The 23,010-nt window shown below is 44.0% G+C and carries 23 protein-coding genes; 8 read left to right on the top strand and 15 right to left on the bottom strand.

Annotated elements, in window-relative coordinates; genetic code table 11:
* The first annotated feature begins 109 nt into the window (after nucleotides 1–109).
* Together nth and AC4JOV_RS02995 are read left to right on the top strand one after the other, a co-directional pair.
* Nucleotides 110–760: an endonuclease III gene (gene nth / locus AC4JOV_RS03000; RefSeq protein WP_229936617.1), complete on the top strand. Its 651-nt coding sequence runs from the start codon at nucleotides 110–112 to the stop codon at nucleotides 758–760.
* A gap of 231 nt (nucleotides 761–991) precedes the next feature.
* The gene (locus AC4JOV_RS02995) at nucleotides 992–1,927 is read left to right on the top strand and encodes a DUF1565 domain-containing protein (RefSeq protein WP_229936618.1); all 936 of its coding nucleotides are present in this window, start codon (nucleotides 992–994) and stop codon (nucleotides 1,925–1,927) included.
* 182 nt (nucleotides 1,928–2,109) lie between these two features.
* Here the strand turns inward: AC4JOV_RS02995 and AC4JOV_RS02990 are convergent, their stop codons facing one another.
* From AC4JOV_RS02990 to AC4JOV_RS02980, 3 genes are all read right to left on the bottom strand, one after another.
* The gene (locus AC4JOV_RS02990) at nucleotides 2,110–3,237 is read right to left on the bottom strand and encodes an IS481 family transposase (protein WP_229936007.1); all 1,128 of its coding nucleotides are present in this window, start codon (nucleotides 3,235–3,237) and stop codon (nucleotides 2,110–2,112) included.
* Nucleotides 3,238–3,359: 122 nt separating this feature from the next.
* Nucleotides 3,360–4,268: a polyphosphate kinase 2 gene (ppk2, locus tag AC4JOV_RS02985; protein WP_229936619.1), complete on the bottom strand. Its 909-nt coding sequence runs from the start codon at nucleotides 4,266–4,268 to the stop codon at nucleotides 3,360–3,362.
* Nucleotides 4,269–4,314: 46 nt separating this feature from the next.
* Entirely contained in the window at nucleotides 4,315–5,592 is a 1,278-nt protein-coding gene (locus tag AC4JOV_RS02980) for a M20/M25/M40 family metallo-hydrolase (protein WP_229936620.1), read from the bottom strand.
* Between the two features lie 393 nt (nucleotides 5,593–5,985).
* On the opposite strand from AC4JOV_RS02980, the gene AC4JOV_RS02975 reads away from it, so the two are divergent.
* From AC4JOV_RS02975 to trpB, 3 genes are all read left to right on the top strand, one after another.
* The gene (locus AC4JOV_RS02975) at nucleotides 5,986–6,207 is read left to right on the top strand and encodes a hypothetical protein (protein ID WP_229936621.1); all 222 of its coding nucleotides are present in this window, start codon (nucleotides 5,986–5,988) and stop codon (nucleotides 6,205–6,207) included.
* A complete protein-coding gene (locus AC4JOV_RS02970; protein ID WP_229936622.1) occupies nucleotides 6,207–6,389 on the top strand; it encodes a CPXCG motif-containing cysteine-rich protein in 183 nt (60 codons plus the stop codon). The genes AC4JOV_RS02975 and AC4JOV_RS02970 overlap by 1 nt, the downstream gene beginning before the upstream one ends.
* A gap of 74 nt (nucleotides 6,390–6,463) precedes the next feature.
* Nucleotides 6,464–7,690 (top strand): tryptophan synthase subunit beta, encoded by a 1,227-nt coding sequence (gene trpB, locus AC4JOV_RS02965; protein ID WP_404820142.1) that lies wholly within the window; start codon nucleotides 6,464–6,466, stop codon nucleotides 7,688–7,690.
* 4 nt (nucleotides 7,691–7,694) lie between these two features.
* Here trpB and AC4JOV_RS02960 read toward each other — a convergent pair whose 3' ends face one another.
* Entirely contained in the window at nucleotides 7,695–7,907 is a 213-nt protein-coding gene (locus AC4JOV_RS02960) for a DUF1653 domain-containing protein (RefSeq protein ID WP_229936624.1), read from the bottom strand.
* Nucleotides 7,908–7,954: 47 nt separating this feature from the next.
* Here AC4JOV_RS02960 and AC4JOV_RS02955 point away from each other — a divergent pair, with 47 nt between their 5' ends.
* On the top strand, nucleotides 7,955–8,653 hold the full coding sequence (locus AC4JOV_RS02955) for an SMI1/KNR4 family protein (protein ID WP_229936625.1): 699 nt from the start codon (nucleotides 7,955–7,957) through the stop codon (nucleotides 8,651–8,653).
* 5 nt (nucleotides 8,654–8,658) lie between these two features.
* On the opposite strand, the gene AC4JOV_RS02950 is transcribed toward AC4JOV_RS02955, so the two are convergent.
* The 3 genes from AC4JOV_RS02950 to metH all read right to left on the bottom strand — a co-directional run bounded on the left by AC4JOV_RS02950 (nucleotide 8,659) and on the right by metH (nucleotide 13,825).
* The gene (locus AC4JOV_RS02950) at nucleotides 8,659–9,435 is read right to left on the bottom strand and encodes a DUF3050 domain-containing protein (RefSeq protein ID WP_229936626.1); all 777 of its coding nucleotides are present in this window, start codon (nucleotides 9,433–9,435) and stop codon (nucleotides 8,659–8,661) included.
* Nucleotides 9,436–9,943: 508 nt separating this feature from the next.
* Nucleotides 9,944–10,300 carry a hypothetical protein gene (locus tag AC4JOV_RS02945; RefSeq protein ID WP_229936627.1) on the bottom strand — a complete coding sequence of 119 codons (357 nt, stop codon included), beginning with the start codon at nucleotides 10,298–10,300 and terminating at the stop codon, nucleotides 9,944–9,946.
* A gap of 18 nt (nucleotides 10,301–10,318) precedes the next feature.
* A complete protein-coding gene (gene metH / locus AC4JOV_RS02940; protein ID WP_229936628.1) occupies nucleotides 10,319–13,825 on the bottom strand; it encodes a methionine synthase in 3,507 nt (1,168 codons plus the stop codon).
* Between the two features lie 305 nt (nucleotides 13,826–14,130).
* Here metH and AC4JOV_RS02935 point away from each other — a divergent pair, with 305 nt between their 5' ends.
* A complete protein-coding gene (locus tag AC4JOV_RS02935; protein WP_229936629.1) occupies nucleotides 14,131–14,580 on the top strand; it encodes a PAS domain-containing protein in 450 nt (149 codons plus the stop codon).
* A gap of 38 nt (nucleotides 14,581–14,618) precedes the next feature.
* Here the strand turns inward: AC4JOV_RS02935 and AC4JOV_RS02930 are convergent, their stop codons facing one another.
* The 6 genes from AC4JOV_RS02930 to ilvA all read right to left on the bottom strand — a co-directional run bounded on the left by AC4JOV_RS02930 (nucleotide 14,619) and on the right by ilvA (nucleotide 20,352).
* Entirely contained in the window at nucleotides 14,619–14,849 is a 231-nt protein-coding gene (locus AC4JOV_RS02930) for a hypothetical protein (RefSeq protein WP_229936630.1), read from the bottom strand.
* Nucleotides 14,850–14,885: 36 nt separating this feature from the next.
* Nucleotides 14,886–15,842, bottom strand: coding sequence for a UDP-3-O-(3-hydroxymyristoyl)glucosamine N-acyltransferase (lpxD, locus tag AC4JOV_RS02925; protein WP_229936631.1), 957 nt, complete (start codon nucleotides 15,840–15,842; stop codon nucleotides 14,886–14,888).
* A 74-nt stretch (nucleotides 15,843–15,916) separates the two neighbouring features.
* The gene (gene ilvN / locus AC4JOV_RS02920; protein ID WP_229936632.1) at nucleotides 15,917–16,393 is read right to left on the bottom strand and encodes an acetolactate synthase small subunit; all 477 of its coding nucleotides are present in this window, start codon (nucleotides 16,391–16,393) and stop codon (nucleotides 15,917–15,919) included.
* A complete protein-coding gene (locus tag AC4JOV_RS02915) occupies nucleotides 16,393–18,102 on the bottom strand; it encodes an acetolactate synthase large subunit (RefSeq protein ID WP_229938378.1) in 1,710 nt (569 codons plus the stop codon). Before AC4JOV_RS02915 ends, ilvN begins: the two co-directional genes overlap by 1 nt.
* A gap of 95 nt (nucleotides 18,103–18,197) precedes the next feature.
* Entirely contained in the window at nucleotides 18,198–19,100 is a 903-nt protein-coding gene (locus AC4JOV_RS02910) for a Ppx/GppA phosphatase family protein (RefSeq protein ID WP_229936633.1), read from the bottom strand.
* A 40-nt stretch (nucleotides 19,101–19,140) separates the two neighbouring features.
* Nucleotides 19,141–20,352 carry a threonine ammonia-lyase gene (ilvA, locus tag AC4JOV_RS02905; protein WP_229936634.1) on the bottom strand — a complete coding sequence of 404 codons (1,212 nt, stop codon included), beginning with the start codon at nucleotides 20,350–20,352 and terminating at the stop codon, nucleotides 19,141–19,143.
* A gap of 55 nt (nucleotides 20,353–20,407) precedes the next feature.
* Between ilvA and AC4JOV_RS02900 the strand changes: the two genes are divergently transcribed.
* Nucleotides 20,408–20,839, top strand: a complete 432-nt coding sequence (locus tag AC4JOV_RS02900) for a CoA-binding protein (RefSeq protein WP_229936635.1) — start codon at nucleotides 20,408–20,410, stop codon at nucleotides 20,837–20,839.
* Between the two features lie 32 nt (nucleotides 20,840–20,871).
* Here the strand turns inward: AC4JOV_RS02900 and mltB are convergent, their stop codons facing one another.
* Complete coding sequence (mltB, locus tag AC4JOV_RS02895; protein ID WP_229936636.1) at nucleotides 20,872–21,888, bottom strand: lytic murein transglycosylase B; 1,017 nt, start codon at nucleotides 21,886–21,888, stop codon at nucleotides 20,872–20,874.
* Between the two features lie 64 nt (nucleotides 21,889–21,952).
* On the bottom strand, nucleotides 21,953–23,002 hold the full coding sequence (trmA, locus tag AC4JOV_RS02890) for a tRNA (uridine(54)-C5)-methyltransferase TrmA (RefSeq protein ID WP_318532947.1): 1,050 nt from the start codon (nucleotides 23,000–23,002) through the stop codon (nucleotides 21,953–21,955).
* Between the last annotated feature and the right edge of the window lie 8 nt (nucleotides 23,003–23,010).

Below are 23,010 nucleotides of genomic sequence, written 5' to 3'. Positions count from 1 at the left end.
GAGAAGAAGTATACTCTTTATCGGTAAATCGTACATTAATACTAGATGCTTCTCAATCTAATTTGGATAATATTTTATTTAAATATTTTTAGAAAGAGGTTTAATCGACGTGGCCAAAGTTAAAAAAGCAACTAGAAAAGAGATCGAAGCGATCAAGACACTCTTTTTGGAACATTACCCCGACTCTGTCACTGAACTGGAGTACCGTAACCTGTACGAACTCCTCGTTTCAGTGATGCTCTCTGCACAATGTACGGATAAACGTGTCAATATCATCACTCCTGCACTTTTTGAAGCCTACCCTGATCCGATAACGCTTGCCAATGCCGACCTGGAGGAGGTCAAGTCCTATATCAACACCTGTTCATTCTTTAACAACAAAGCCAAAAACCTCATCAAGATGGCACAATCGGTTGTAGAAAACTATGAAGGTGAAGTACCGCTGGAACAAAAAGAACTTGTCAAACTCGCAGGGGTAGGACAGAAGACAGCCAATGTCGTGATGATCGAATATGCCGGCGCCAACCTCATGGCGGTTGATACCCATGTATTCCGTGTCGCACACCGTCTGGGGCTCAGTGATGCCACCACCGCTGTCAAAACAGAAGAAGATCTTACCAGAAAGTTCAAGACCGATCTACATCTACTGCATCAGGCGATGGTACTCTTCGGAAGATACCGATGTAAAGCACTCAAACCCGAATGTGAAGGATGCTTCCTTGAAGAGTACTGCAAAAGCAAAGAGAGCTTCAAGGTATAAGCCGCAATAACACTTATACTATAATATACAAGTACCAGCTATCGCTGGACTTTAAGATCACTGACAGTTTAACGGTCCGTATATACTCCGTATCAGTAGATACGGAGCAAGGGAGCTTGGGAACCAGTAAAAATGTTTGTTTGATTTTATCGATAAATGTCTCACCGAACATTGACATCAATCTCAAAATTATAATAAAGTACATAGTTATACTAAAAATAAGAGGGTTTTATGTTAAAAAGTAGAATTTTAGGGATTTCAATTATGGCTGCACTCTTGTTAAGTGCATGTAATCGTAATAATGGAGGATCAGCTCTTAATTATGATTATTATGTCAATGCAGCAGTGGGGAATGATTATTTGAATGATGGGAGTCAAGATAATCCGTTTAAAACTATCACACATGCGTTAGGGATTGCAAATGGTGATATGAATATTTCAATAAAAGTAAACCCTGGTACATATGATGTAGTTAACGGTGAAACATTTCCTATAGAAGTACCTACTGGAGTATCATTGATAGGAGATGAAGAAAATAGAGGTAACGGTTCTGAAACGACTATGATTCGAGGTGGAGGAGAATATCCTACATATGATGCAAACTATATAAGTACAACTATGTACATGAGAGAAGGATCAAAGATAAGTGGTTTTATTCTTGAAGACAATTCTACTGTCGCATCTTTTCATATGCCTTTTGTGTTAAAGTATGACGATGATATTACCATACATCGCAACACGATAATAAACGGAGACCATGCGATTTACTTTGCCGGTTCTGATTTTGATGTGATTACAGACAATAATATAACTAAAAATAGAAATGGAATTAGTGTTATAGCATCAACGCCTAATACTCGTATTGAAAATAATATTATTACACATAATAGAGGTACAGGAGTGTATACTGAAGTGAATGGTGTTGATTTTGGTGGAGGAGCTGCAGGAAGTGCTGGAGGCAATATCTTTTCATGTAATTCAGGAAATGATCTTATGAGTTATATAAGTTTTTCAGGTTTAGTATTTGCAGAGAATAATATGTGGGATCATACTCCGCCTACAGAAACCATAACTAATGAGTCTGGCGGTATAGATGTTTACAATATGCATGATGTGTCAACGATTGAGATTTCAGGATATACACTTGCACCTAGTCCGTGTAATTAAAACATGCTTGGATATCCAAATTTTTTTGAGTTTGGATATCTTGTAATTTCTATAACTACATCATTTAAAGAATAAATAATACAGTCCTTTATCTCGTTCCCGATCTTGTATAGTCAAGAGACATAGTTTACAACTGTAAAGGGACATCCTTTACACTTTTAACTATTGTAACCAAGAGGGATTTATCTATCTCTTAAATCCAAAGTTTTAATTTTTTGGTGACAGTAATATACATCCAACAGGCCATCGGTTTTTGTAGGACGCAGGGCGACATATTGACTTTCTAATGCTCTGCTAATCGTAAATACGATACCTTGAACACTAAGTTTCCCATCCCTGTTTATTTTTCTTACCGTATCATTATAGTCATACTCAATTGGAGGTAATGTTTCGGGATAGCTTCTTGGACTTACCTGGTATCTGGAAAGAGGCGTATTCATATCAAGGGCTTCATGAGGTCTTTGTGTATTATAGATATTTCTCCACTCTCTAAAAACTTTTGAGACCTCTTCTAAGTTAGAATAGTGTCTATGGTTTAATAGTTCTACTTTGAGTGTTCTATGAAATCGTTCATCTTTCCCCTGTGTTTGCGGATGATAAGGTCTGGAGTGTGAGACCTTAATACCCAAACGGATAAGCCATGCAGTAAGTGCTGTTAGCTGGTTTCTGTCATGACCGGCCCATGGAGCTCCATTATCCATAGTCATTCTTTTAGGCAAACCGTATGCTCTAAAGGCTTCAATCAATGCAGCCTGTACAATATTGGTACGCTCATATAGACAAGCCTTCAATACGATAGAATATCTTGAATGATCATCAAGTACCGTTAATGGATAACATCTTTGCGTATCCATCTTGAACCAACCTTTAAAATCCATCTGCCATAGATCATTAGGATACGGATGTTCAAATCTAATATAGGATTTGGATTTATCTGAAGATACCTGATCGATACATCCGTTGCGTTTTAAAATATTACTTATGGTGGTTGCACTGGGTATATGACAATAACCCATATCTTCTAATCTTCTCTTGAGTTTACGCCCACCCCAGCTAGGGTGTTTTACTCTTAGATCCAAGATTAACTTCTCTATCTCTTTGCAGGTTTTATTATTTGACGTATAAGGTCTTCGGTTCTTATCTTTGAGACTGGATAAATTCCCTTCTTCATATCTCTTTAACCATTTATACCCTGTAGGCCTTGATATGTTAAACCTTTTACACAGTTGTGAAAAATTGCAATTTTCTTTGCGTGCAAGTTCTACAAACTCATATCTCTCTGACATTTTTGTTCTCACTTTCCATGCCATCAGTCTCTCCTATCTTCTTAGATAGAAAAAACTCTAGCTTTTATTTTAAAAAGTGTAAACTATGTCCCTTTACACCTGTAAAGGATGTCCCTTGACTATACAAGATACGGAGCAAGGGAAAACTAATTTTCGGTGTGTGTCCTTCGGTGGTAACGTTCGACAATATCAGGATCATGATGCAGATTGATCTTTGCCTTCTTTTTTCCTTTATAGTCTATCGTTGAAAGCACATAACGGATCGACTCCACTCTTGCACTTTTTTTATCATTGCTATCTACGATAATCCATGGTGCATAACTGGTATGGGTCCGGCTGAACATCTCCTCTTTATAGTGGGTCACATCATCCCACATCTCCTGTGCTTTTTGATCCACAGGACTCAGTTTCCAGCGTTTAAGCGGGTTGGTCATACGCTCTTTAAAACGCTTCTGCTGATTTTCTTTGGTGATACTAAACCAGAACTTGATCATAATCATCCCGTCATCGATCAGCGCATGTTCTATCTCCGGGACCTCTTTCATGAACTTCTCATACTGATCTTCCGTACAAAAGTTAAATACCGGCTCAACGATCGCCCGGTTATACCAACTTCTGTCAAAGAAAACGATCTCTCCCGGGTTAGGCAGATGTTTAAAGTAGCGTTGAAAATAAAATTGTCCCGTCTCTACCTCACTCGGCTTTGGTAGAGCCACAACTCTGAATTTTCTTGGATTAAGGTACTGGATAAACCGTTTGATCGCACCGCCTTTTCCTGCGGCATCACGCCCTTCAAAGATGACCATGACACGTTTATCATTCTCGTAGACCCAATTCTGCAGTTTGATCAACTCTACCTGCAGCGCTTTCAGTTCCTCTTCATACTCCACATTACGGGTGATCTTTGCCAGCTTTTTTTTCTTCATAAGCTGGCTGAGTCCGCTCTTCGTTCTTAGCATTTGCAGATTCTGCTTCAGCTCCTTGAGGACTTTTTGAGACTCCTTGTCCTTTACCTGACTATCCAAATATTCAATATCCTGAAATATAGTTCTCATCTAGCTCCTTCGACACTCACTATATTTTATTTTACTCCTACTTCTCTTACACCTTATAGCACTTGAGCACATTTTCAAGGACATGAAATGTACGTTCAACAGACCCTAAATCCACCTCTTCTCTGGTTGAGTGGGGAAATCGGATCGTCGGACCGATCGAGGCGAACTTCATCCGAGGATACTTCTCGGCGATCACACCGCACTCTAGTCCTGCATGGATTGCCATCATTTTACTCTTTCCGAATATCCTCTTCACTTCATCATTAACTTGTTCGGTAAACTCGCTCACATCAGGTTTCCAGGAAGGATACTTGTCTTCCAATTTTACTTCAAATCCATATGAGCTAAAGAGTTCCACCGTCTCATCTGATATCTCTTTAAGCCCCTCACTGCTCATCGCACGGGCACTCGTCTCGATAAGGATCCCGCCTTTTTCATCCGTTGTAATAATCGCCAGGTTGACACTCGTATCAGGAATACCAAGCTCGGTATTTTTTCTATGGACGCCATGTTTAAAGGCATCGATCAGTGCAATCACCTGCTCCCCCTCGTTTAAAACTTTAGGAGACTCCTTCAATACTCTTACAGTGACATCCCCTCTCTCCTCCAGAGGCTTTTCTGATCGTACGATAGCTACTGCATTGGCAGGGATGGAATTGCGGCGCTCCCCTGCATAGAGTGAAGCCAACTGGGTGACCCCTTCTTCTGCCAGATATGCACCCAGTACTTTGATGGCAGAAGGAATCCCTTTATCGATATCAACCCCCGAGTGTCCGCCGGCCAAACCTTTGACCGCCACCTCATAACACTCGCCAACTCCATCTCGATAGATATCCTCTTTACCCGCAGTGATATCCACACCCCCTGCACATCCGATATAGACCTCCGCCTCGTCTTCACTGTCAAGGTTGAGCATGTAGCTACTCTTCAGTTCAAACGCTAAAGCATTCGCTCCGATCAATCCGATCTCTTCATCAGAAGTAAGTAGGAACTCAAGCTCCTCTCCCCTATCCATCAAGACCATCATCATCGCGATCGCCATCCCGTTGTCTGCTCCGAGCGATGACTCTTTGGCTTTCATCAAACCGTTTTCCACATAGGTTTCTATATGGGGTGCTTTTCCCATACAGACCATGTCATAGTGAGCCTGCAGGCAGAGTTTCGGTGAACCTTTGCGAATCAGGATATTTTTTGTATCGTCCACCTCTACCTCATATCCTCTCTGCTTTCCAAAATCGACCAGAAACGCCATCAGTTTATCCGCCTCTTTACTGCAGTGTGGGATCTGTGTAAGTGTTTTAAAGTGTTCGATGATTGCTGACATAAATATCCTTTTTTTAGTCTCTAAATGTTCTTTCTCTACTTTTTTTAAAAAAAGTAGGCAAAAAAGCGTCACTTCACAAGTGTGCGGACGGTGCATCCGGCGTGTTGCTTCGCAATATTGCACGCCTTCACACCTGCACACAAAGTGTTCAGTGACAAAAACATCAATAAATGTATGTCATGATGAATGCCCTTGAAAGCAAGAATATTTTTATGAATGTAAAAATTATTCGCAGCGTTTCGAGAACCATGACGATTTTGGTTTACCGCAAGGGTACTTCCTTAGGCGCTTTTCTAAAAAGTAACATACAATATTCATTGTAACTTCAAACATTATAAAATATAATGAAATTCTAAAATTATAGTACAATCACACCAAAAAAGAAGAAAAACCATGTGCCTCATTATTACCATCGTGATGCTGGTCTTGGCGATCCAGAGCCTTCTCTCCCACCAATGGCTTGCAGGTAGTGTCCAACTTATCATTGCCATAGGTTTTATGATTCTGCTTATCAGGAACATAGGTATCACCCGATGTGAACGAAACAGCAGCTGTGACAACTACTGTATACTGCCTAAGTGGCTTACCAAACTATTTAGAAAAAAGGAGAAGTAGTGGAACACTTTTTTACCTGCCCCTACTGCTGGCAGCAGATATCAATGGTACTTGACCCCAGTGAAGAGATGAGCGACTATATCGAAGATTGTGAAGTGTGCTGCCGCCCTATCGAGCTTTTTTTCCGCTTTGATGAGGGAGAATTGGTGAGTTTTGAAGCGAGGAGAATGGAAGGGATTTAATCAAACTTTGCGTAGAATAAACCGTAACGTTGTAACCCGGTCCCAGCAAGAGACCGACAGATAAAGGAATAAACATGATTATGAACAGTTTTGATAGTGCACTGCCTGATGAAAAAGGCTATTTTGGCGAGTATGGTGGAAGTTTCATACCTCCGCAGCTTCAAGAGATAATGGATGAGATCACCAAAGCTTACCTTGAGATCAGAAAAGATCCTGAATTTGTTAAAGAGCTGGGGGAACTCTATCAGTACTATGTCGGCAGACCAAGCCCGATCTTTCACGCCAAAAACCTCTCCGCAAAATATGGTGCAGATATTTACCTCAAACGTGAAGATCTCAACCATACAGGAGCACACAAGATAAACCATACCCTGGGAGAAGCGCTGTTAGCCAAAAAAATGGGCAAGAAAAAGCTGATAGCCGAAACCGGTGCGGGACAGCACGGTGTAGCCCTTGCAACTGCTGCGGCTCTGGTGGGACTTGAGTGTGAGATCCATATGGGTGAAGTAGACATTGCAAAAGAGTATCCCAATGTTGTGCGCATGAAAATTCTCGGAGCAAATATCGTACCTGCAACCCATGGACGTAAAACACTCAAAGAGGCGGTGGACTCAGCTTTTCAGGCCTACCTCGCCGATCCCCATTCTCAACTCTTTGCCATAGGCTCTGTAGTCGGACCTCACCCCTTCCCTATGATGGTCAGAGATTTTCAGTCCATCGTGGGAAATGAGGCCAAAGAGCAGTTTCAAGCGCTTAGAGGAGAACTTCCTGAAAACATCATTGCATGTGTGGGAGGAGGAAGCAATGCCCTGGGTATTTTCAGCGCATTTCTTGAAGATCAGGAAGTGGCACTTTACGGCGTTGAACCTGCAGGCAGAGATATCGAAACCATAGGCGAACATGCAGCAACAATGTCAAAAGGCACACCGGGTGTGATGCACGGATTCAAGTCCTATATGCTCCAAGACGAAAAAGGTGAACCCGAAGAGGTCTACTCTGTTGCCAGCGGCCTGGACTATCCTGCGGTGGGACCTCAGCATAGCTACCTCAAGGATATCAAACGTGTCAACTATGTTACAGCCAATGATGCAGAGGCAATAGATGCCTTCTTTGAACTTTCACGTCTTGAAGGTATCATACCTGCCATTGAATCTTCACATGCACTGGCCTATGCACTTAAATTTGCACAAAAAGAGGGTAAAGGTTCTACGATACTTGTCAATCTCTCTGGACGAGGAGACAAGGATATCGACTTTGTGGTCGAAAATTATGGTGAGCAGTACGGCATTCCAAAAGTGTAATGCCCTACTCTTCAATACAGGCAAAACGGTCTACTGTTTTGCCATCCACTTCTACTTTCCCGACAAACATCTCATAGGGCCGGACCCATAGACTCTTATCTCCATAACAGGTACGGTAGATCACCATCCACTCCTCCGTCTCAGAGTGTCGGGCGGTATCTATGACCTCATATTCATTCCCTTTGTAGTGTCGGTATCTGCCTTTTTTAAGTTTCATGCATTATCCTTTTTGGAATTATACTTTTTTATCTGAGGAAATACGATATGGTAACACTGAAACAAATAGAAGAAAAATATGACTTTTCCTTCCCCGAGTACTTTAAAAGATTATGGGATGACGGCATGCTGAACTATATGCGAGGCTTTGATGAAGGGCTCAAAGAGGGTGAAACCTGGGTCAATACCGTCTACCCTACGCTTCAGGAAAACCCGCCTGCACTTCTACACTCGGGGGAGGCACAACTTACACTGCTTGCTCCTGAAGCGATATTGAACTTCCAGACGCCGGAGTTCTGGGATATAGAGACACACCGTTTCATCCCTTTTGCCAAAACACTTGAGGGAAACTACTACGCTTTTTATGACAATGTCAAAGTCGACGGGGAGGCACCGATCGTAGAGATATGGGACGAGATGGATGATGCGGAGTACTATGCCAAGAACTTTGAGGATTTTATCTTCCGTCAGATGGTAGAGTCTGCTGAAGATATAGACAAAGATGATCTTAAAGCCGACTATAACGGTGATGTGAGTGCCTATATCGCTGATGTAGAACGGGATATCAAATCGATCACTCCCTACCTCAAAGCCGAATATATCAAGGTGCTCAAGGAGATCTATAGCAGAGAGCCCGAAGAGGGAACACTTGCCTACTCACTTATCTCTATGCGTGAGGCTGAAGAGATCGTTGAAGAGTATTTGGATTTTGAGCTTTTGGGTGAGTCATTCTCTCATGAGAGATAACTCTTTTATAGAGCTTTTTTAAGCCCTTCCATCTCTTTTAAGACACCATCCCAAAATGCGATACGTGCACTTACAGCCGATTTGGCTGCATCCGCTGCATCTTCTACCTTCTTCGCATCCTCTTCACAGAGTTTATTCAGAAGTCTTAGGGAAAGCGGACCGTGGAACCCTTCATCCAGATGGATATGTCTCTCCAGATAGTAGTGAAATATCGGTGCCTGTTTTTTGTTGATACCCATGTTTTTCAGTATCCCTTTGAACATCACAGGAATGATATGTTCTCTTCCCAGTGCCAGTGCAGCAGCTGCCTTTTGCGGCTCATTTTCACTGATAAAACTGAAGGTTGTCGTCGTAAATGCTCTGCTGGCTTCAGGAATATCCGGCAACTGTAACGCTTCATCGATCCCTTTGGTTCTTACTCTATCCACGAATGTTCTGATCTTGGAGGTATCTGCACCGATCTCTTCCATCGCAAGCAGATAGATCTCATAATGGCTTAAAAAGCTTTTGCCGTCAGGCATCTCGTCAGACTCCTCCTCCAAAACCAGTTCATTGATAAAACGACACAGGTCAGGCTCACTCGGCGGTACCCAGGGAGAGCGGCTGGGAGCGATCTCTGCCTGAAGGAACTTCACCAGAGACATAAAATCCCACACAGAAAATGCATGATGCTCCATAAAACATCTCAGATCTTCTATACTCTCTACCGCTTTATATACCGGGTGTTCATTGAGCTCTGACTTCAATGCATCAATGATATCGCTCTGTATCGTTTCTACCATAAATTGTTATTCCTTACTGTTATGAAAATAATTGTTAGGAATTATAGTGGAGTTTCTTTAATGGAGAGGATAGTAAGCTCACATGAAAAAGTAGAATTTCCAGAGCAGACTCTATCTTTAGAAAATGACTAAATAGTATCTTGGATCAACTAAAATTTATACAAGTAAAGGAAGTTAATGAGAGCGACAGCTATTTGCATTTTTTTTCTTTTCTGAAGAAGTTTTTGTTACGCAAACCGCATTTGCTGACTTTGGTTCGTTGCCTACGCGGCTTCACTTTGTTCCGATCGCTCCGGTTCCTGCCCTACAAAGGCAAAGCAGTTTGCCTTTGCTTCACGGGCTTCATCTTTGTCACATCAACCTTGTGCTTGCACTCTCTATGAGAAAAAAAGAAAATGAACAGGAAGACATAAAAGTTCATTCTTTACTTTTTTAGAAAAAGTAAGCAAAAAGCGTCATCACTCTCAAATCGCTTCGCTTACGAGGTCGTTCGTGATGACAGATTTTATTATTGATACCATTTAGATTCTCTTGCTTTTTTTTCTTGTAAACTTTTTTCCCAACACTTAATTTTACTTAATGGAGCTACTAACACTAAAACTATTTCTAATATAAAATACAAAACAATCGATAATAATAGTGAAATCCACCAGCTGTTAATAAATGTCATTAAATATGCATACAAAAAAAACAAACCAAAGAAAATAACGCCACTGTACCAAAAAAAATTACAAAAGATTGAAAACCATTTTGCTACTACATAACAATCATTTTCAAATTTATATATTTTTCCTGATTTAATGGCATAGATATCTGAAGCTCTTTGCATGAGTTTGTATTTTAAACTTAATTGCAAGAGCTTCATATCACCTACTCCTCTAATTTACACCGAATAATAGGTAGCATTCTTATGATGCACCACGAGTGCAGTAGTACTCTGTTCAGGTACGATTTGGAAGGTCTCGCTGAGCTCTATCCCATACTCTTCAGGCTTCAGCAGATCAAAGAGCTGGCGGCTCTGCTCAAGGTCCGGACATGCCGGGTATCCAAAAGAGTACCTTGCCCCCTGATAACGGTTCATACGGACATCTCTCAGCGTCGCACCCTCATCCTCTTTGAGGATATCAAGGTCCATACGTATCTGCTTGTGTACCACCTCTGCCAAAGCCTCGGCAAGTTCTACAGCAAGACCATGGACAAGGTTGTACTCAAGGTACTTGCCTGCATCATAAAGCTCTTTTTCATAGGCACTGAACTTTGCTCCGGCACTGACACAGCTCAGGGCGATCACATCATGTCTCTCATGTGCAAAGAAGTCACTGAGCGCACGATACGGGTTACGTCCCTGTCTTGGGAAGCTGAACTGTGTCACGGCTCTGCCTACCACATCATGCAGCGGTTCTCTATTTGCGTTAGAATCGACATTCCACCCTTCACTCTCATTAAAGATCAACAGCTCCTGATCATCGCTTCTACACGGGTAGTAGCCGTAGATGATCGTCGGATCAAAAAGGTCTTTCTCTTTAAACTCACGCTTCAGACGCTCAAAAGCGGGGATCACCGTCTCATCAAGAAGCTTCTGGTACTCCTCTTTGCTCATTCCCTTGGATTTATATCCCCAGTGCATCTTGAATACCGAACGTCTGTTGACCCACTCATAGACCATATCGATATCAAGATCCTCTTTGGTGAGTACACGTCTTCCCCAGAACGGCGGTGTCGGTATCTCTACACGCTCCGGCATTTTAATCTCTTCAAAAGGCGGGATCACCACCTCTTTTTTGACTTTCTTTTTACACTTGACCAGGTCTCCTGCAAGTTTTGTATCAAGCCCCACACTCGGATCTTCATTGTATTTTTCTATACGGCTCATCGCTATCACACCGTCAAAGGCATCACGGCAGTAGAAGATCGGTCCCTTATAGACAGGACGGCAGAAGTCATCGACAAAGCTCCGTGTCAATGCCGCACCACCCAAAAGTACCGGGATATCGATCCCCTGTGCCGCCATCGTTTCAAGGTTCTCTTTCATCACACCCGTTGACTTCACCAGAAGCCCGCTCATACCGATCGCCTGAACCTTATGCTCTTTCATCACATCCAGATACTCTTGAAGCTCTGTTTTGATACCGACATTGATGACCTTAAAGCCGTTGTTACTCAGGATGATATCTACAAGGTTTTTACCTACATCATGCACATCACCCTTGACCGTTCCGATCACAAGCGTCGTATCGGTCTCTTTTTCCTGTTTTGTCAGGTATGGGTTGAGATAATCTACGGTCGCTTTCATCGTCTCTGCACTCTGAAGTACGAACGGCAGCTGCATCTGTCCGCTACCGAAAAGCTCACCGACGACTTTCATCGCATCAATAAGGATCTCATTGACGATGGTATCTGGATGTATCTCATGACGTACCTCTTCGACCAGTGGGAGCATACGCTCCTTGTCACCTTCCATCAACAGGTGTGCGATCTTCTCTTCCGAGCTCATCGCCTCATACGCTTCATCATTTCCGTCTGCCTCGACACTCTTGTCCGAGAAATGCTCGATAAACTTAAAGAGTGAAGTATCATCAGGGTGGAAAAGAAGCTCTTCACACACTTCCCTGTCCTCCTCACTCATCTTCGCAAGCGGTACGATATGCTTCACATTAATGATCACAGAAGTCATCCCCGCCTGGATACAGTGGTGCAGGAAAACCGAGTTGAGGAAGACACGCGCATTCTTGTCAAGTCCGAACGAGATGTTCGAAAGCCCTAGCGTGGAACCGACCTCCGGGTGTCTTTTGTGCAGCTCACGGATCGCTTCAAGTGTCTGTATCGCCGCATCACGGTATTCAAGGTCACCCGACCCCACGGTAAAGGTCAACATATCAAAGATCAGGTCACTAGGGTTGATACCGTGGCGGTTCACACAAAGATCATAGAGCCGCTCAGCAATGCGGAGCTTATCCTCTGTCGTCTTTGCCATCCCCTTCTCATCAATGGTCAGACAGACCAGTGAAGCACCATACTTTTTCGCCAGCTGACAGATCGCATCGAGTTTCTCTTCACCGTCTTCCAGGTTGGCCGAGTTGATGATCGGCTTACCGCCGATACATTTGAGCCCTGCCTCCATAGTAGGTACTTTGGTCGCATCCAGCATCAACGGTATCGGTATCTTCTGGTTATAGAGCTTCATCACTTCAGCCATATCTGCCGTACCGTCACGCCCTGCAAACTCGACATTCACATCCAGACAGTGTGCACCGTCACGCACCTGTGCCTGACCTACGGTCAACGTCCCTTCGTAATCACCCGCAATGATCAGTTCCCTGAATGCCTTTGACCCCGTGGCATTGCTTCGTTCACCGATCAGCAGCGGTGCCGGCTCCTGGAAGAGTTCCGTCGTATTAAAGAGTGAGGCAATGGAAGGCTTGATAGACCCGCTCGATGCTTTTGGTGCTATCCCCTGCACTGCTTTTTTCAGTGCCTGGATATGCTGCGGCGTCGTACCGCAACACCCACCCAAGAAGCTGACTCCGTCAAACTCTGTAAACTCCAACTGTTTTTCTGTGAACTCGTCAGGTCCCATCGGATAGTAGGTATACCCTCCTCTGTTTTGCGGCAGTCCCGCATTGGAGTGTACAGAGATAGGGAAACTGCAGAGTTCGCTCAGTGTTTTGAGGTGTTTTTTTACCTGATCGGGTCCCGTACCACAGTTAAATCCAAGTGAAAGGATATCAAACGGTTCAAGAATCGTCACGATCGTTGTCGCATCCGTACCGATCAGCATCGTACCGCTCAGCTCAATCGTCACAGAGACCATGACCGGAAGTTTTACACCCCTCTCCTCATTGGCAGCTTCACATCCGTGAAGGGCAGCTTTGATCTGCAGCGGGTCCTGGCATGTCTCAAGGAGGAAAACATCACATCCTCCGTCTATCAGGCCCAGTGCTACCTCTCTGTATCCTGCATACATCTCATCATAGTCTATATGCCCAAGTGAAGGAAGTTTGGTCCCCGGACCTATAGAACCGAGCACGAACCTAGGTTCAGCTTCGGTACTATATTCATCACACACCTCTTTTACAAGTGCTGCTCCTTTTTTAGAGAGTTCATACGCACGCTCTCCCATCCCGTACTCATCCAGTACCCATGGCATCGTACCAAAGGTATTGGTCTTGATCATATCTGCACCGGCCATCGCATAGCGCTTGTGGATCCGCTTGATCAGATCGGGAGCCGTATCTATAAGGAGTTCATTACACCCTTCCTGTTGCGTACCCTTGTCATCGATCCATGCTTCATCGGGGATATCCAGATCCTGTATCTGTGTTCCCATCGCACCGTCGATGATCAAAATGCGTTCATTTAAAAGTGATTTAATCGTTTTAACTGTAGACAAAAATTTTTCCTTTTGGCTATTTATCAATAGCCTCTAGACGTTATTGCGTATTGTAGCGAAGGTTGCAAAAAAATCCTCTGATTTCACATACACATAAGTATAAGATGGTATCATTTAGTTATTAATATTTTATAAAATGAAAATTGAACAAAAGGTGAAATGGAGCATATAAAGTCATAGCGTTTATGTAGATTATCATAGTACCTTTTATACTGTTATCTCGTTTACCTATCTATCGATTCTCCGCTTTCCCCATTTAAAGTTTCTTTTTCTACAACAAACTTTATTCATCAGGAGTTTATCAAATGGGCCGAACGATTAAAAATACAATAACAGGTAAAGAGATCACCAAACCTGATCCAATAGATGAGGAAGTACCATTTGATGGTGGTGTGATGATTACAGAGACAGATCCTGCGGGTATCATCACCTATGCCAACCGAAAGTTTAGAGAGTTAACAGGCTATACGAAAGAAGAGTTGATCGGTTCTCCGCACAATATCAACAGACACCCGGATATGCCAAAAGCAGCTTTCAAAGGGATGTGGGAGACGATCAAACAAGGAAACTACTGGGAAGGATTTGTCAAAAATATGACAAATGAGGGGAAATACTACCTTGTGGTTGTATGGATTAAGCCCAAGTTTGACGAAGAGGGAAATATCACCGGATATATCGCAGGAAGAAAGGTACCTGATCCGGACTTGATGCAAAGAGCACTAGACCAGTATAAGGTTATGAAACACGATGAATAGAAGATGAATGGCTTAAAAGCCATTCATCGCATAAGGTTTTAGAGGCTCTCTTTTGCCTTTTGAAGTGCAGCAATCACTGCATCGATATTCTCTTTTGGGAGATGCACTTTCCAATCAGGTTCTTCAGCATTTGCCTGAAGTGCAATGCCGATACTTGCGACACTTTCACTTCCCGCACCATAAGGCTCCTCTACCGTTGTCACAGTAATGGTTCCGTTATCAGTTCCGCTTAGACTCATCTCTTCTATTATTGTAACTTTTCCGCTCATAGCATACTCCTTCAAATATATAGTATTTGATTATAACTATTTACGTTTTAAAAGTCCAGAGATTTTTGCCTGCATCTTCAACCAGAGTTTATGGTCGATTGCAGGGAATCCGGCATAGGTCTTGCCGCCCTCAAGTGATTTGGTCACACCGCCCTTCCCTGCGATAGTACTGAAGTCACCGATATGCAGGTGTCCTGCCGATGCACTCTGTCCTCCCATCACAATATTACGCCCTGTCGTTGTAGAACCTGCCAATCCTACCTGTGAAGCAAGGAGTGAATACTCTCCGAGTTCACAGTTGTGGGCAATCTGGATAAGATTGTCAAGCTTGGAGCCTTTTTTGATGACTGTAGAACCGAATACTGCTCTGTCTATCGCACAGTTTGCGCCTATCTCTACCTCATCCTCAATGCATACATTCCCGTTTTGGTAGATCTTGATATGTTCACCCATTCTTGTATGGGCAAAACCGTAACCGTCACTCCCTATCACCGTTCCGCTATGGATGATACACTCAGATCCTATCGTTGTCTGGTGGTAGAGTGTGACATTCGGATAAATCAGTGTATTTGAGCCTATTGTCACATTATCACCGATATAACATCCTGACATGATCGTCACATTTTCACCAAGCGTGACATTCTCTCCGAATCTCACGTTTGTATCTATATCACACCCTTCACCCGCTACAGGTGCTTCACTCTTTGTTGTCAACTTATGGGCAAAGAACTTCGAAGCCAAAGCCAACTTCAAGTAAGGTTCGTCCGTAATCAGTGCAATGGTTGTTTCGGGTAACAACGCTGCATGTTCTTTATCGATCAAGACTGCAGCAGCCTTTGTTTGAGGGAGTTGCGCAGCATATTTTTTGTCATTAAAAAAACTGATCTGGGTAGAGGTCGCTTCACTTAGGGTATGGAGACCGTCAATATCAATATCCTGACCGCTGTATTCGACGCCAATGTTTTGTGTGATTTGGGAGAGTTTATATGTCATACTATCAACCTAATATGTGATAAAAGTTATCATGAAGTGAGATTCCCGCGAAAAGGGCGGGAAAATAAAATGAGTTAACGCTCAATGGCTACGACACCACCACGCACGACCTCGATCGGATTATATCGCTCTGTTGCCTCAATAAAGTGTTTGATACGGCATGGTTCATCAGCCGCCATAGCGATCACCATTTCCGTCCCTACATTCACGATACCGCCATTATAAGCACTGCAGAGTGCAGAGATATCACTGAGATTTTCTGCAATCGGAAACTTGACCAGAACCATCTCTTTTTCAACCATCTCTTCATGTTCAATCACCTTATAGACAGGGATCAGTTTGTGAAGCTGTTTTGTGATCTGTTCCATCACTTTAGAACTTCCCTCTGTCTCGATCGTGATATGTGACATTTCACTGTTCGGTATAGGTGCAACAGTGAGTGAATTGATGTTATATCCACGTGCAGCAAAGAGTGAAGTCACACGTGCGAGCACTGAACTTTCGTTCATCACGATAACTGAGATTACACGTCTTTCGTTTTCTATACTCATTACTTCTCTCCTTTATCGTCTTCGCTCTTTTGTGGCAACATCATGTTAAACAGCGCACCACCTGCAGGTACCATCGGAAGTACGTTCTCAAAACGGCTGATCGCAACGTTCATGAAACATACTTTGTCTTTTTCGATCGCATCTTTCAGTGCGGCATCAAACTCCTCTTTGGTCGTAACATCATAACCGATACCTCCACACGCTTCTGCCAACTTCTTGAAGTTCGGCTGGAAAGTGAGATCAGTTTCAGAGAAGCGTTTCTCATAGAAGAAACTCTGCCATTGACGTACCATCCCAAGGAACTGGTTGTTAAGGATGACATTAATGACCGGTGTCTTGTACTCGGCTGCGGTTACAAGCTCCTGCATATTCATCAAGATCGATCCGTCACCTGTAATGTTCACAACAGTTTTTTCAGGGAACGCCACTTTCGCACCGATCGCGGCAGGGAAACCAAATCCCATCGTTCCCAAACCACCTGAGTTGATCCACTGACGCGGTCTGTCAAACGGATAGTGCTGTGCAGCCCACATCTGGTGCTGACCGACATCTGATGTGATGATCGCCTCTTCACCGACCAACTCACCGATTCTCTCAATCACCCACTGAGGCTTGATCTCGGTATCACTGTCCACAAAAGATTGAGGGTGAAGCTCATCATAACGTCTGAGTATCTCTCTCCATGCCTGGTAACGGTCTGTATCTACATCCTCCAGTAACGGCATCATATCCTCTAGGACCTGAGTTATATCCCCAACAATCGGATAATCCACATCTACCAGTTTTGCAATGTTTGCAGGATCGATATCTACATGGATGACATCCGCATATTTTGCAAACTCTGAAAGTTTACCTGTAACCCTGTCATCAAATCTCGCACCTAACGAAATGACCAGGTCAGTTTCACTCATCGCCATATTGGATGCATAGTTTCCGTGCATTCCAAGCATCCCGAGCAGCAATGGGTTATCCGCACCCATTACCCCTCTTGCCATCAATGTTTCAACAGCAGGGATCTGGGTCTTCTCCGCCAATGCTCTAACAAGCTGATAGGCATTAGAGAGCACCGCACCTCCACCGACATAAAGCAAAGGTTTCTTTGACTTTTTGATCGCTTCGGCAGCTTTTTCGATCTGGCGCTTGTTCCCTTTATAGGTAGGTTTATAGGTAGGGATATTTACCTCTGTAGGATAGACAAATTCACCGATATCCACTGTAATGTCTTTCGGGATATCTACAAGAACCGGTCCCGGTCTTCCGGTTCTAGCCAGGTAGAATGCCTCTTTGATAATACGGGGAAGCTCTTCAAGCGTACGTACCAAGAAGTTGTGCTTTGTGCAAGGTCTTGAGATACCTACCGCATCAATCTCCTGAAATCCGTCCGTACCGATCAGTGAGAGTGGCACCTGTCCTGAGATAACGACCATTGGGATTGAGTCCATATATGCTGTTGCCAGTCCTGTCACAGCATTTGTGAATCCCGGTCCGCTGGTTACCATCGCAACTCCGACTTCACCTGTTGCTCTGGCATATCCGTCTGCCGCGTGTACGGCCGCTTGTTCGTGACGAGTCAAAATATGTTCAAACCCGTCTTGCTTATATATCTCATCATACACGTGCATGATCGCACCGCCGGGGTAACCGAAAACGGTCTTTGTACCCTCAGCGATGATCGCCTCACACACCATCTGTGCACCACTCATCTGCATGATCACACGCTCCATTTGTTAAATTTCCTCTGATTATAGCAAAAAAGAGGTTTGAGTAAGATAGTTATACCCAAATAGGATAAATAATATCTGAATTAAAAATCTTTACACCCTTCCAGGGCTACACCTTCCCGAAGTCCGTCATCCACTACGACACATTGGTCACATTCCAGAATCTTAAAAAGCTGCTTGAAGATCAGTATCCCTGCGGCGATGAGATCCGAACGCCCTGTTCCGCATGTCTCTTCACGCTGTTCAAATGGCATAGCCAGCAACTTTTCCAGATAGAGATCAAGTTCATCAACGGTGAGTGCCGTACCGTTGATCTTGCTTGCATCATAGGTGGCATAGGTCTGTCCAAGTTTCATCGCAGCCACACTCGTAGGTGTACCTGCAGTGGCGACCAAAGCATTGATATCCCCCTTGGTCGCAAAGACTTCTGAAGAGAACTTTTCAATAGCCAGCATAGCATCTGGAAGTGCCTTTTCTATATTTTCAAGTGTTTTATAGGTCTGAGCAATAGTGACGATGCCGATGGGAAAACTTCTGGCGATCACCTCATCCTCATAGTGGAAGATAAGCTCAGTCGATCCCCCGCCTATGTCAACCACCACAAAGTTCTTTGAGGGATAGCGCAGTTGTGCGAGTCTGTGCTTGACTGCAAGGAGGGTCAGCCTCGCCTCTTCATCCCCGCTGATCACCTCAAAATCAATCCCGGTCTTTTTTTTGATCTTTTCGAGTACTGCTTGGGCATTCTCGGCTTTTCTTATCGCTTCGGTCGTCACAGCTTTCAGACGGTATTTGGAAAAATCTATCTTCGTTTTTGCTTCCAAGAGTGCAGCAATGACTCTCTCTACAGCCGCATCACTCACTAACCCCGTATCAGCCAATCCGTCAGCCGTCTTAACAGTCTTCTCATACTCATCGATATACTGTGATTTTTCACAATCTAACCGGATTACCCTCAAAGTATTCGAGCCTAAATCTATAGCGATCAAATCATTCCTTTTAAAATTAGTGTGATGTATACCTTATTTTTTAATACTCTTCTTTAAAGCTGAAGCCACCCTCTCTGAGAACTTTACGGATCTGATCCTGGTGCTCCACACCTTTGGTCTCCAGATGTACAGAGACCGTCGCATCACCAAACTCCAGATCGATAGAGGTTCTGTCATATCCTATCTGCACGATATTCGCACCCACCTCTGTCAAAAGTTCGGTAAAGTGCATCAGGGAGCCCGGTTTATCTACCATCAGTACGGAGAGTTTCATTTTCCGGCTGCTCTTTACCAGACCTTTTTCTATAATGAGAGAGAGCATTGTCACATCGATATTTCCTCCGCTGAGTACGATCCCCACTTTGGCATCATGGGGCAGATCCAGCTTTCCATGCATCAGGGCAGCGACACCTACTGCCCCGGCCCCCTCAACCAGTACTTTCTGTTTTTCCAGCAAAAAGAGTATCGCCGCGGCGATCTCATCTTCACATACCGTTTCAAACATATCTACATGCTTCAGGATATACTCCAGCGTCACAGGAGAAGTATCGCGCACAGCAATACCGTCAGCGATCGTTCTTACACTGGTGGTATCGATCGCTGTTTTGGCATCATAGGACTTTTTCATCGCAGGTGCCCCCTCGGCAGAGACACCGATGATCTTGATGTCAGGATTGAGTGCTTTGGCTGCAACAGCGATCCCGCTGATCAGCCCACCGCCGCCTACCGGCACAACGATCGCGTCAAGGTCTTGCACCTCTTCGAACATCTCCAGTGTAATGGTACCCTGGCCTGCCATCACCTCATCATCCGCAAAAGGGTGGACAAAACTCAATCCTCTCTCCTCAGCAAACTCGGTCGCATGCGCATAGGCTTCATCATAATTGGCACCATGCAAAATCACAGAAGCGCCAAACTCTTTCACCCCCTGAATTTTTGTCAAAGGTGTAGACTCCGGCATCACGATCGTTGCAGCAATTCCAAAATGCTGTGCAGTATAAGCAACACCTTGTGCATGATTCCCCGCGCTGGCAGCTACCACACCCGTGATACCTCCCTCCTCCATCAATGATGCGATCTTGTTAAATGCCCCTCTGAGTTTAAAGGCTCCGGTACGCTGGAGGTTCTCTTTTTTGAGGTGTACTTCCAACCCGCTCATTTGACTAAGTATGGGCGCATGACTGAAAGGCGTACGATGTACTACACCCGATACTCTTTCATAAGCTTTTTCTATCTCTTTTAAGTCTAACATTAACTATCCTAAGTAATAATGCTCAAATTATATCAAATTCAATTAAGGAAGAACTATGGAGTGTGAATTTCCAACGGTAAACAGTAACAAAGAGGAGATGAAAGAGATTTTTGAGAATGTCAAAACGATTGCCGTTCTGGGTCTTTCACCCGACGAGAGCAAAGCGAGCAACATGGTAGCCAGATACCTTCAAAATGCAGGATACAAGATCGTTCCCGTCTACCCTAAAGAGGATGAGATCTTAGGCGAAAAGGTCTACCGTTCGCTGGCAGAGATCCCATTTAAGATCGATATGGTGGATATCTTTAGAAAACCTGCTGCATTTGATGCGATCGCTGATGCATGTATCAAGCGTGGTGATGTAAAGGTCTTCTGGGGACAACAGGGACTGGTCAACAATGCCGCGGCACAAAAAGCAAAAGATGCAGGGATGAAAGTCGTACAAAACTACTGTACAAAGATCGAACATATGAAACTTGCACAATAATCCTTCATCCTGAGAAATCAGGATGAACTTTGCTACAGCCTCTTCCCGTACTTTTTCTTATACCCCTCTTTGAGTCTCTGCGCTAACTGATAAACGGCCATCGCATAGTAGTCACTGTGGTTATATCGTGTGATCACATAAAAATTCTTCGTCCCGTACCAAAGTTCATCATACCTGAAACGTTGCAGTTTGATCAGATGCACTTTCCCTTTGTAGTTGAACTTCGATTTTGGATAGATCGTTTTCAGCGATGCCCTATGATACCGATGTCTGTAGCCCGTTTTTTTACCAGTGTAGCGTTTACCGGGATAAGAGACCCTCACGGCGACCGGTCTCCCCCGCTTCCAACCATGACGTTTAAGGTAGTAGGCGATACTTCCGATCGCATCCACAGGATTATGCATCCGTTTTTTCCCGTCACGGTTAAAGTCTACAACAAAGGTCTTATAGTTGCTGGGCATGAACTGCCCCAGTCCTATCGCACCGGCATAAGAACCCTTGACATCTCGGGGGTTCACCCTCTCTCTTCTTGTCATCAGTAAAAACTCTTGAAGCTCGGATCTGTAAAACTTCTGTCTTCTATGGGGTTCAAATGCCAGTGTGGTCAGTGTATCAAAGGTGGGGTATTTACCGGTATTGACACCATAGTGACTCTCAACACCGATGATCGCAGCGATATATTCAGGCTCGACCCCGTATTTTTTATAGGCTTTTTGAAAAGTCTTTCGGTGTTGATGCATATAGGCTACACCCTTTTGTACTTTAGACTCTTTGAGAAATATCTCTTCATACCTGTCCCATGAGCCCTTTTTTTTTGCACTTCTTCCGGGTTTCACCTTATCTCTGTAGGAGGGGACATAAATAGCCAGTGATTTCCTCTGGAACTTGACATCCCTGAAAAGACGATTGAGATAAGACCTGTTGAACTGATATTTATTGACCATCCGGTCAATAAAGAGCTTCACTTCTCGTTGTTGGGTATAGTCTTTTGATATACCCGGCGTGAGAAGAAGGAAAAAGAGTAAAAAAGAGAGTCTTACTACACGCATTGTCCGCCTTGCTTGTTTTTATTGCATTCATCTTAACAAGCAACTGTCAATGAAGTGTAAACGACTACTTTTTCTTCAGAAACACACCGCTCTCTACATGATCGGTGTGTGGAAACTGGTCATAGATGGCCGCTTCAAGCACTTCATGGGTCTGGGTCAGTCTCTCCAGGTCACGTGCGAGTGTCTCGGGGTTGCATGAGATATAGATGATATGTTCGATACCGCTGATAAGCGCTATCGTGCCGTCATCCAATCCTGCACGCGGGGGATCAACAAGTACCGTACTGAACGCATAGCTTTTCAGATCGATATCTTTGAGTCTATTAAACTCCCGTTTGCCCTGAAGCGCTTCGGTCATCTCTTCGGATGCCAGTCTGGCAAATGTGATATTCGAGATGTGGTTCAAGTCGCAGTTTTGAAGTGCTGCATGGATGGAACGCTTGGATATCTCCGTAGCCAGAACCTTGTCAAAATAGTGTGAAAGGGGCAGCGTGAAATTCCCAAGCCCGCAATAGCTCTCAAGAAAGTCTCCATACCCTACCCTCTTGGCCTGCTTGATCGCCCACTCGATCATCTTTACATTGACTGCCGGGTTAGGCTGGGTAAATCCGCTCTCATACTGCACATACTTAAATGGCTTCCCGTCTATCTCCAGCTCCTCGGTAACATACTCATCGCTAAGCACCACCTTCTGCTTACGGCTGCGCCCCATGATCTTGGCATTCAGCTCCTTCTCCAAGGCTTTGACTTCTTCGCTCCATACTTCATCCAGTTTACGGTGATAAAGCATCGTGATCAGACACTCATCCGTGGTGGTTGCTAAAAACTCTACTGCAAAAAGGCGCTTTTTCAGTACCTCTGAGGAGGCATTGATCTTCTCCAACAGCTTCCACATGCGTTTTTCGATCGCTTCAATGACTTTAGGGCACTCCCCGATCGTCACTGCACCATTTTTCTCGATATTCCCCATCGCATAATCACATCTCTCCCCCTCATGCCAGATACGGAACTCTGCTCTTGCACGGTAGTGTGAATCAGGAGAGTCAAAAACCTCCAACGCCTCAGTATAAAAAGGGGCCAAAAGTTTTGAGACCTTCTCTTGTTTATATTCCAACTGATCTG

Source organism: Sulfurovum sp. MH2-6, assembly GCF_058374785.1.
This window is presented reverse-complemented; position numbering and strand designations above follow the sequence as displayed.

Excerpts from the sequence above, each read along its gene's own strand:
- AC4JOV_RS02995 (WP_229936618.1), top strand. The coding sequence starts at position 992 with ATGTTAAAAAGTAGAATTTTAGGGATTTCAATTATGGCTGCACTCTTG.
- AC4JOV_RS02990 (WP_229936007.1), bottom strand. The coding sequence starts at position 3,237 with ATGGCATGGAAAGTGAGAACAAAAATGTCAGAGAGATATGAGTTTGTA.
- ppk2 (WP_229936619.1), bottom strand. The coding sequence starts at position 4,268 with ATGAGAACTATATTTCAGGATATTGAATATTTGGATAGTCAGGTAAAG.
- AC4JOV_RS02980 (WP_229936620.1), bottom strand. The coding sequence starts at position 5,592 with ATGTCAGCAATCATCGAACACTTTAAAACACTTACACAGATCCCACAC.
- AC4JOV_RS02975 (WP_229936621.1), top strand. The coding sequence starts at position 5,986 with ATGTGCCTCATTATTACCATCGTGATGCTGGTCTTGGCGATCCAGAGC.
- trpB (WP_404820142.1), top strand. The coding sequence starts at position 6,464 with ATGATTATGAACAGTTTTGATAGTGCACTGCCTGATGAAAAAGGCTAT.
- AC4JOV_RS02960 (WP_229936624.1), bottom strand. The coding sequence starts at position 7,907 with ATGAAACTTAAAAAAGGCAGATACCGACACTACAAAGGGAATGAATAT.
- AC4JOV_RS02955 (WP_229936625.1), top strand. The coding sequence starts at position 7,955 with ATGGTAACACTGAAACAAATAGAAGAAAAATATGACTTTTCCTTCCCC.
- AC4JOV_RS02950 (WP_229936626.1), bottom strand. The coding sequence starts at position 9,435 with ATGGTAGAAACGATACAGAGCGATATCATTGATGCATTGAAGTCAGAG.
- AC4JOV_RS02945 (WP_229936627.1), bottom strand. The coding sequence starts at position 10,300 with ATGAAGCTCTTGCAATTAAGTTTAAAATACAAACTCATGCAAAGAGCT.
- AC4JOV_RS02935 (WP_229936629.1), top strand. The coding sequence starts at position 14,131 with ATGGGCCGAACGATTAAAAATACAATAACAGGTAAAGAGATCACCAAA.
- AC4JOV_RS02930 (WP_229936630.1), bottom strand. The coding sequence starts at position 14,849 with ATGAGCGGAAAAGTTACAATAATAGAAGAGATGAGTCTAAGCGGAACT.
- lpxD (WP_229936631.1), bottom strand. The coding sequence starts at position 15,842 with ATGACATATAAACTCTCCCAAATCACACAAAACATTGGCGTCGAATAC.
- ilvN (WP_229936632.1), bottom strand. The coding sequence starts at position 16,393 with ATGAGTATAGAAAACGAAAGACGTGTAATCTCAGTTATCGTGATGAAC.
- AC4JOV_RS02915 (WP_229938378.1), bottom strand. The coding sequence starts at position 18,102 with ATGCAGATGAGTGGTGCACAGATGGTGTGTGAGGCGATCATCGCTGAG.
- ilvA (WP_229936634.1), bottom strand. The coding sequence starts at position 20,352 with ATGTTAGACTTAAAAGAGATAGAAAAAGCTTATGAAAGAGTATCGGGT.
- AC4JOV_RS02900 (WP_229936635.1), top strand. The coding sequence starts at position 20,408 with ATGGAGTGTGAATTTCCAACGGTAAACAGTAACAAAGAGGAGATGAAA.
- mltB (WP_229936636.1), bottom strand. The coding sequence starts at position 21,888 with ATGCGTGTAGTAAGACTCTCTTTTTTACTCTTTTTCCTTCTTCTCACG.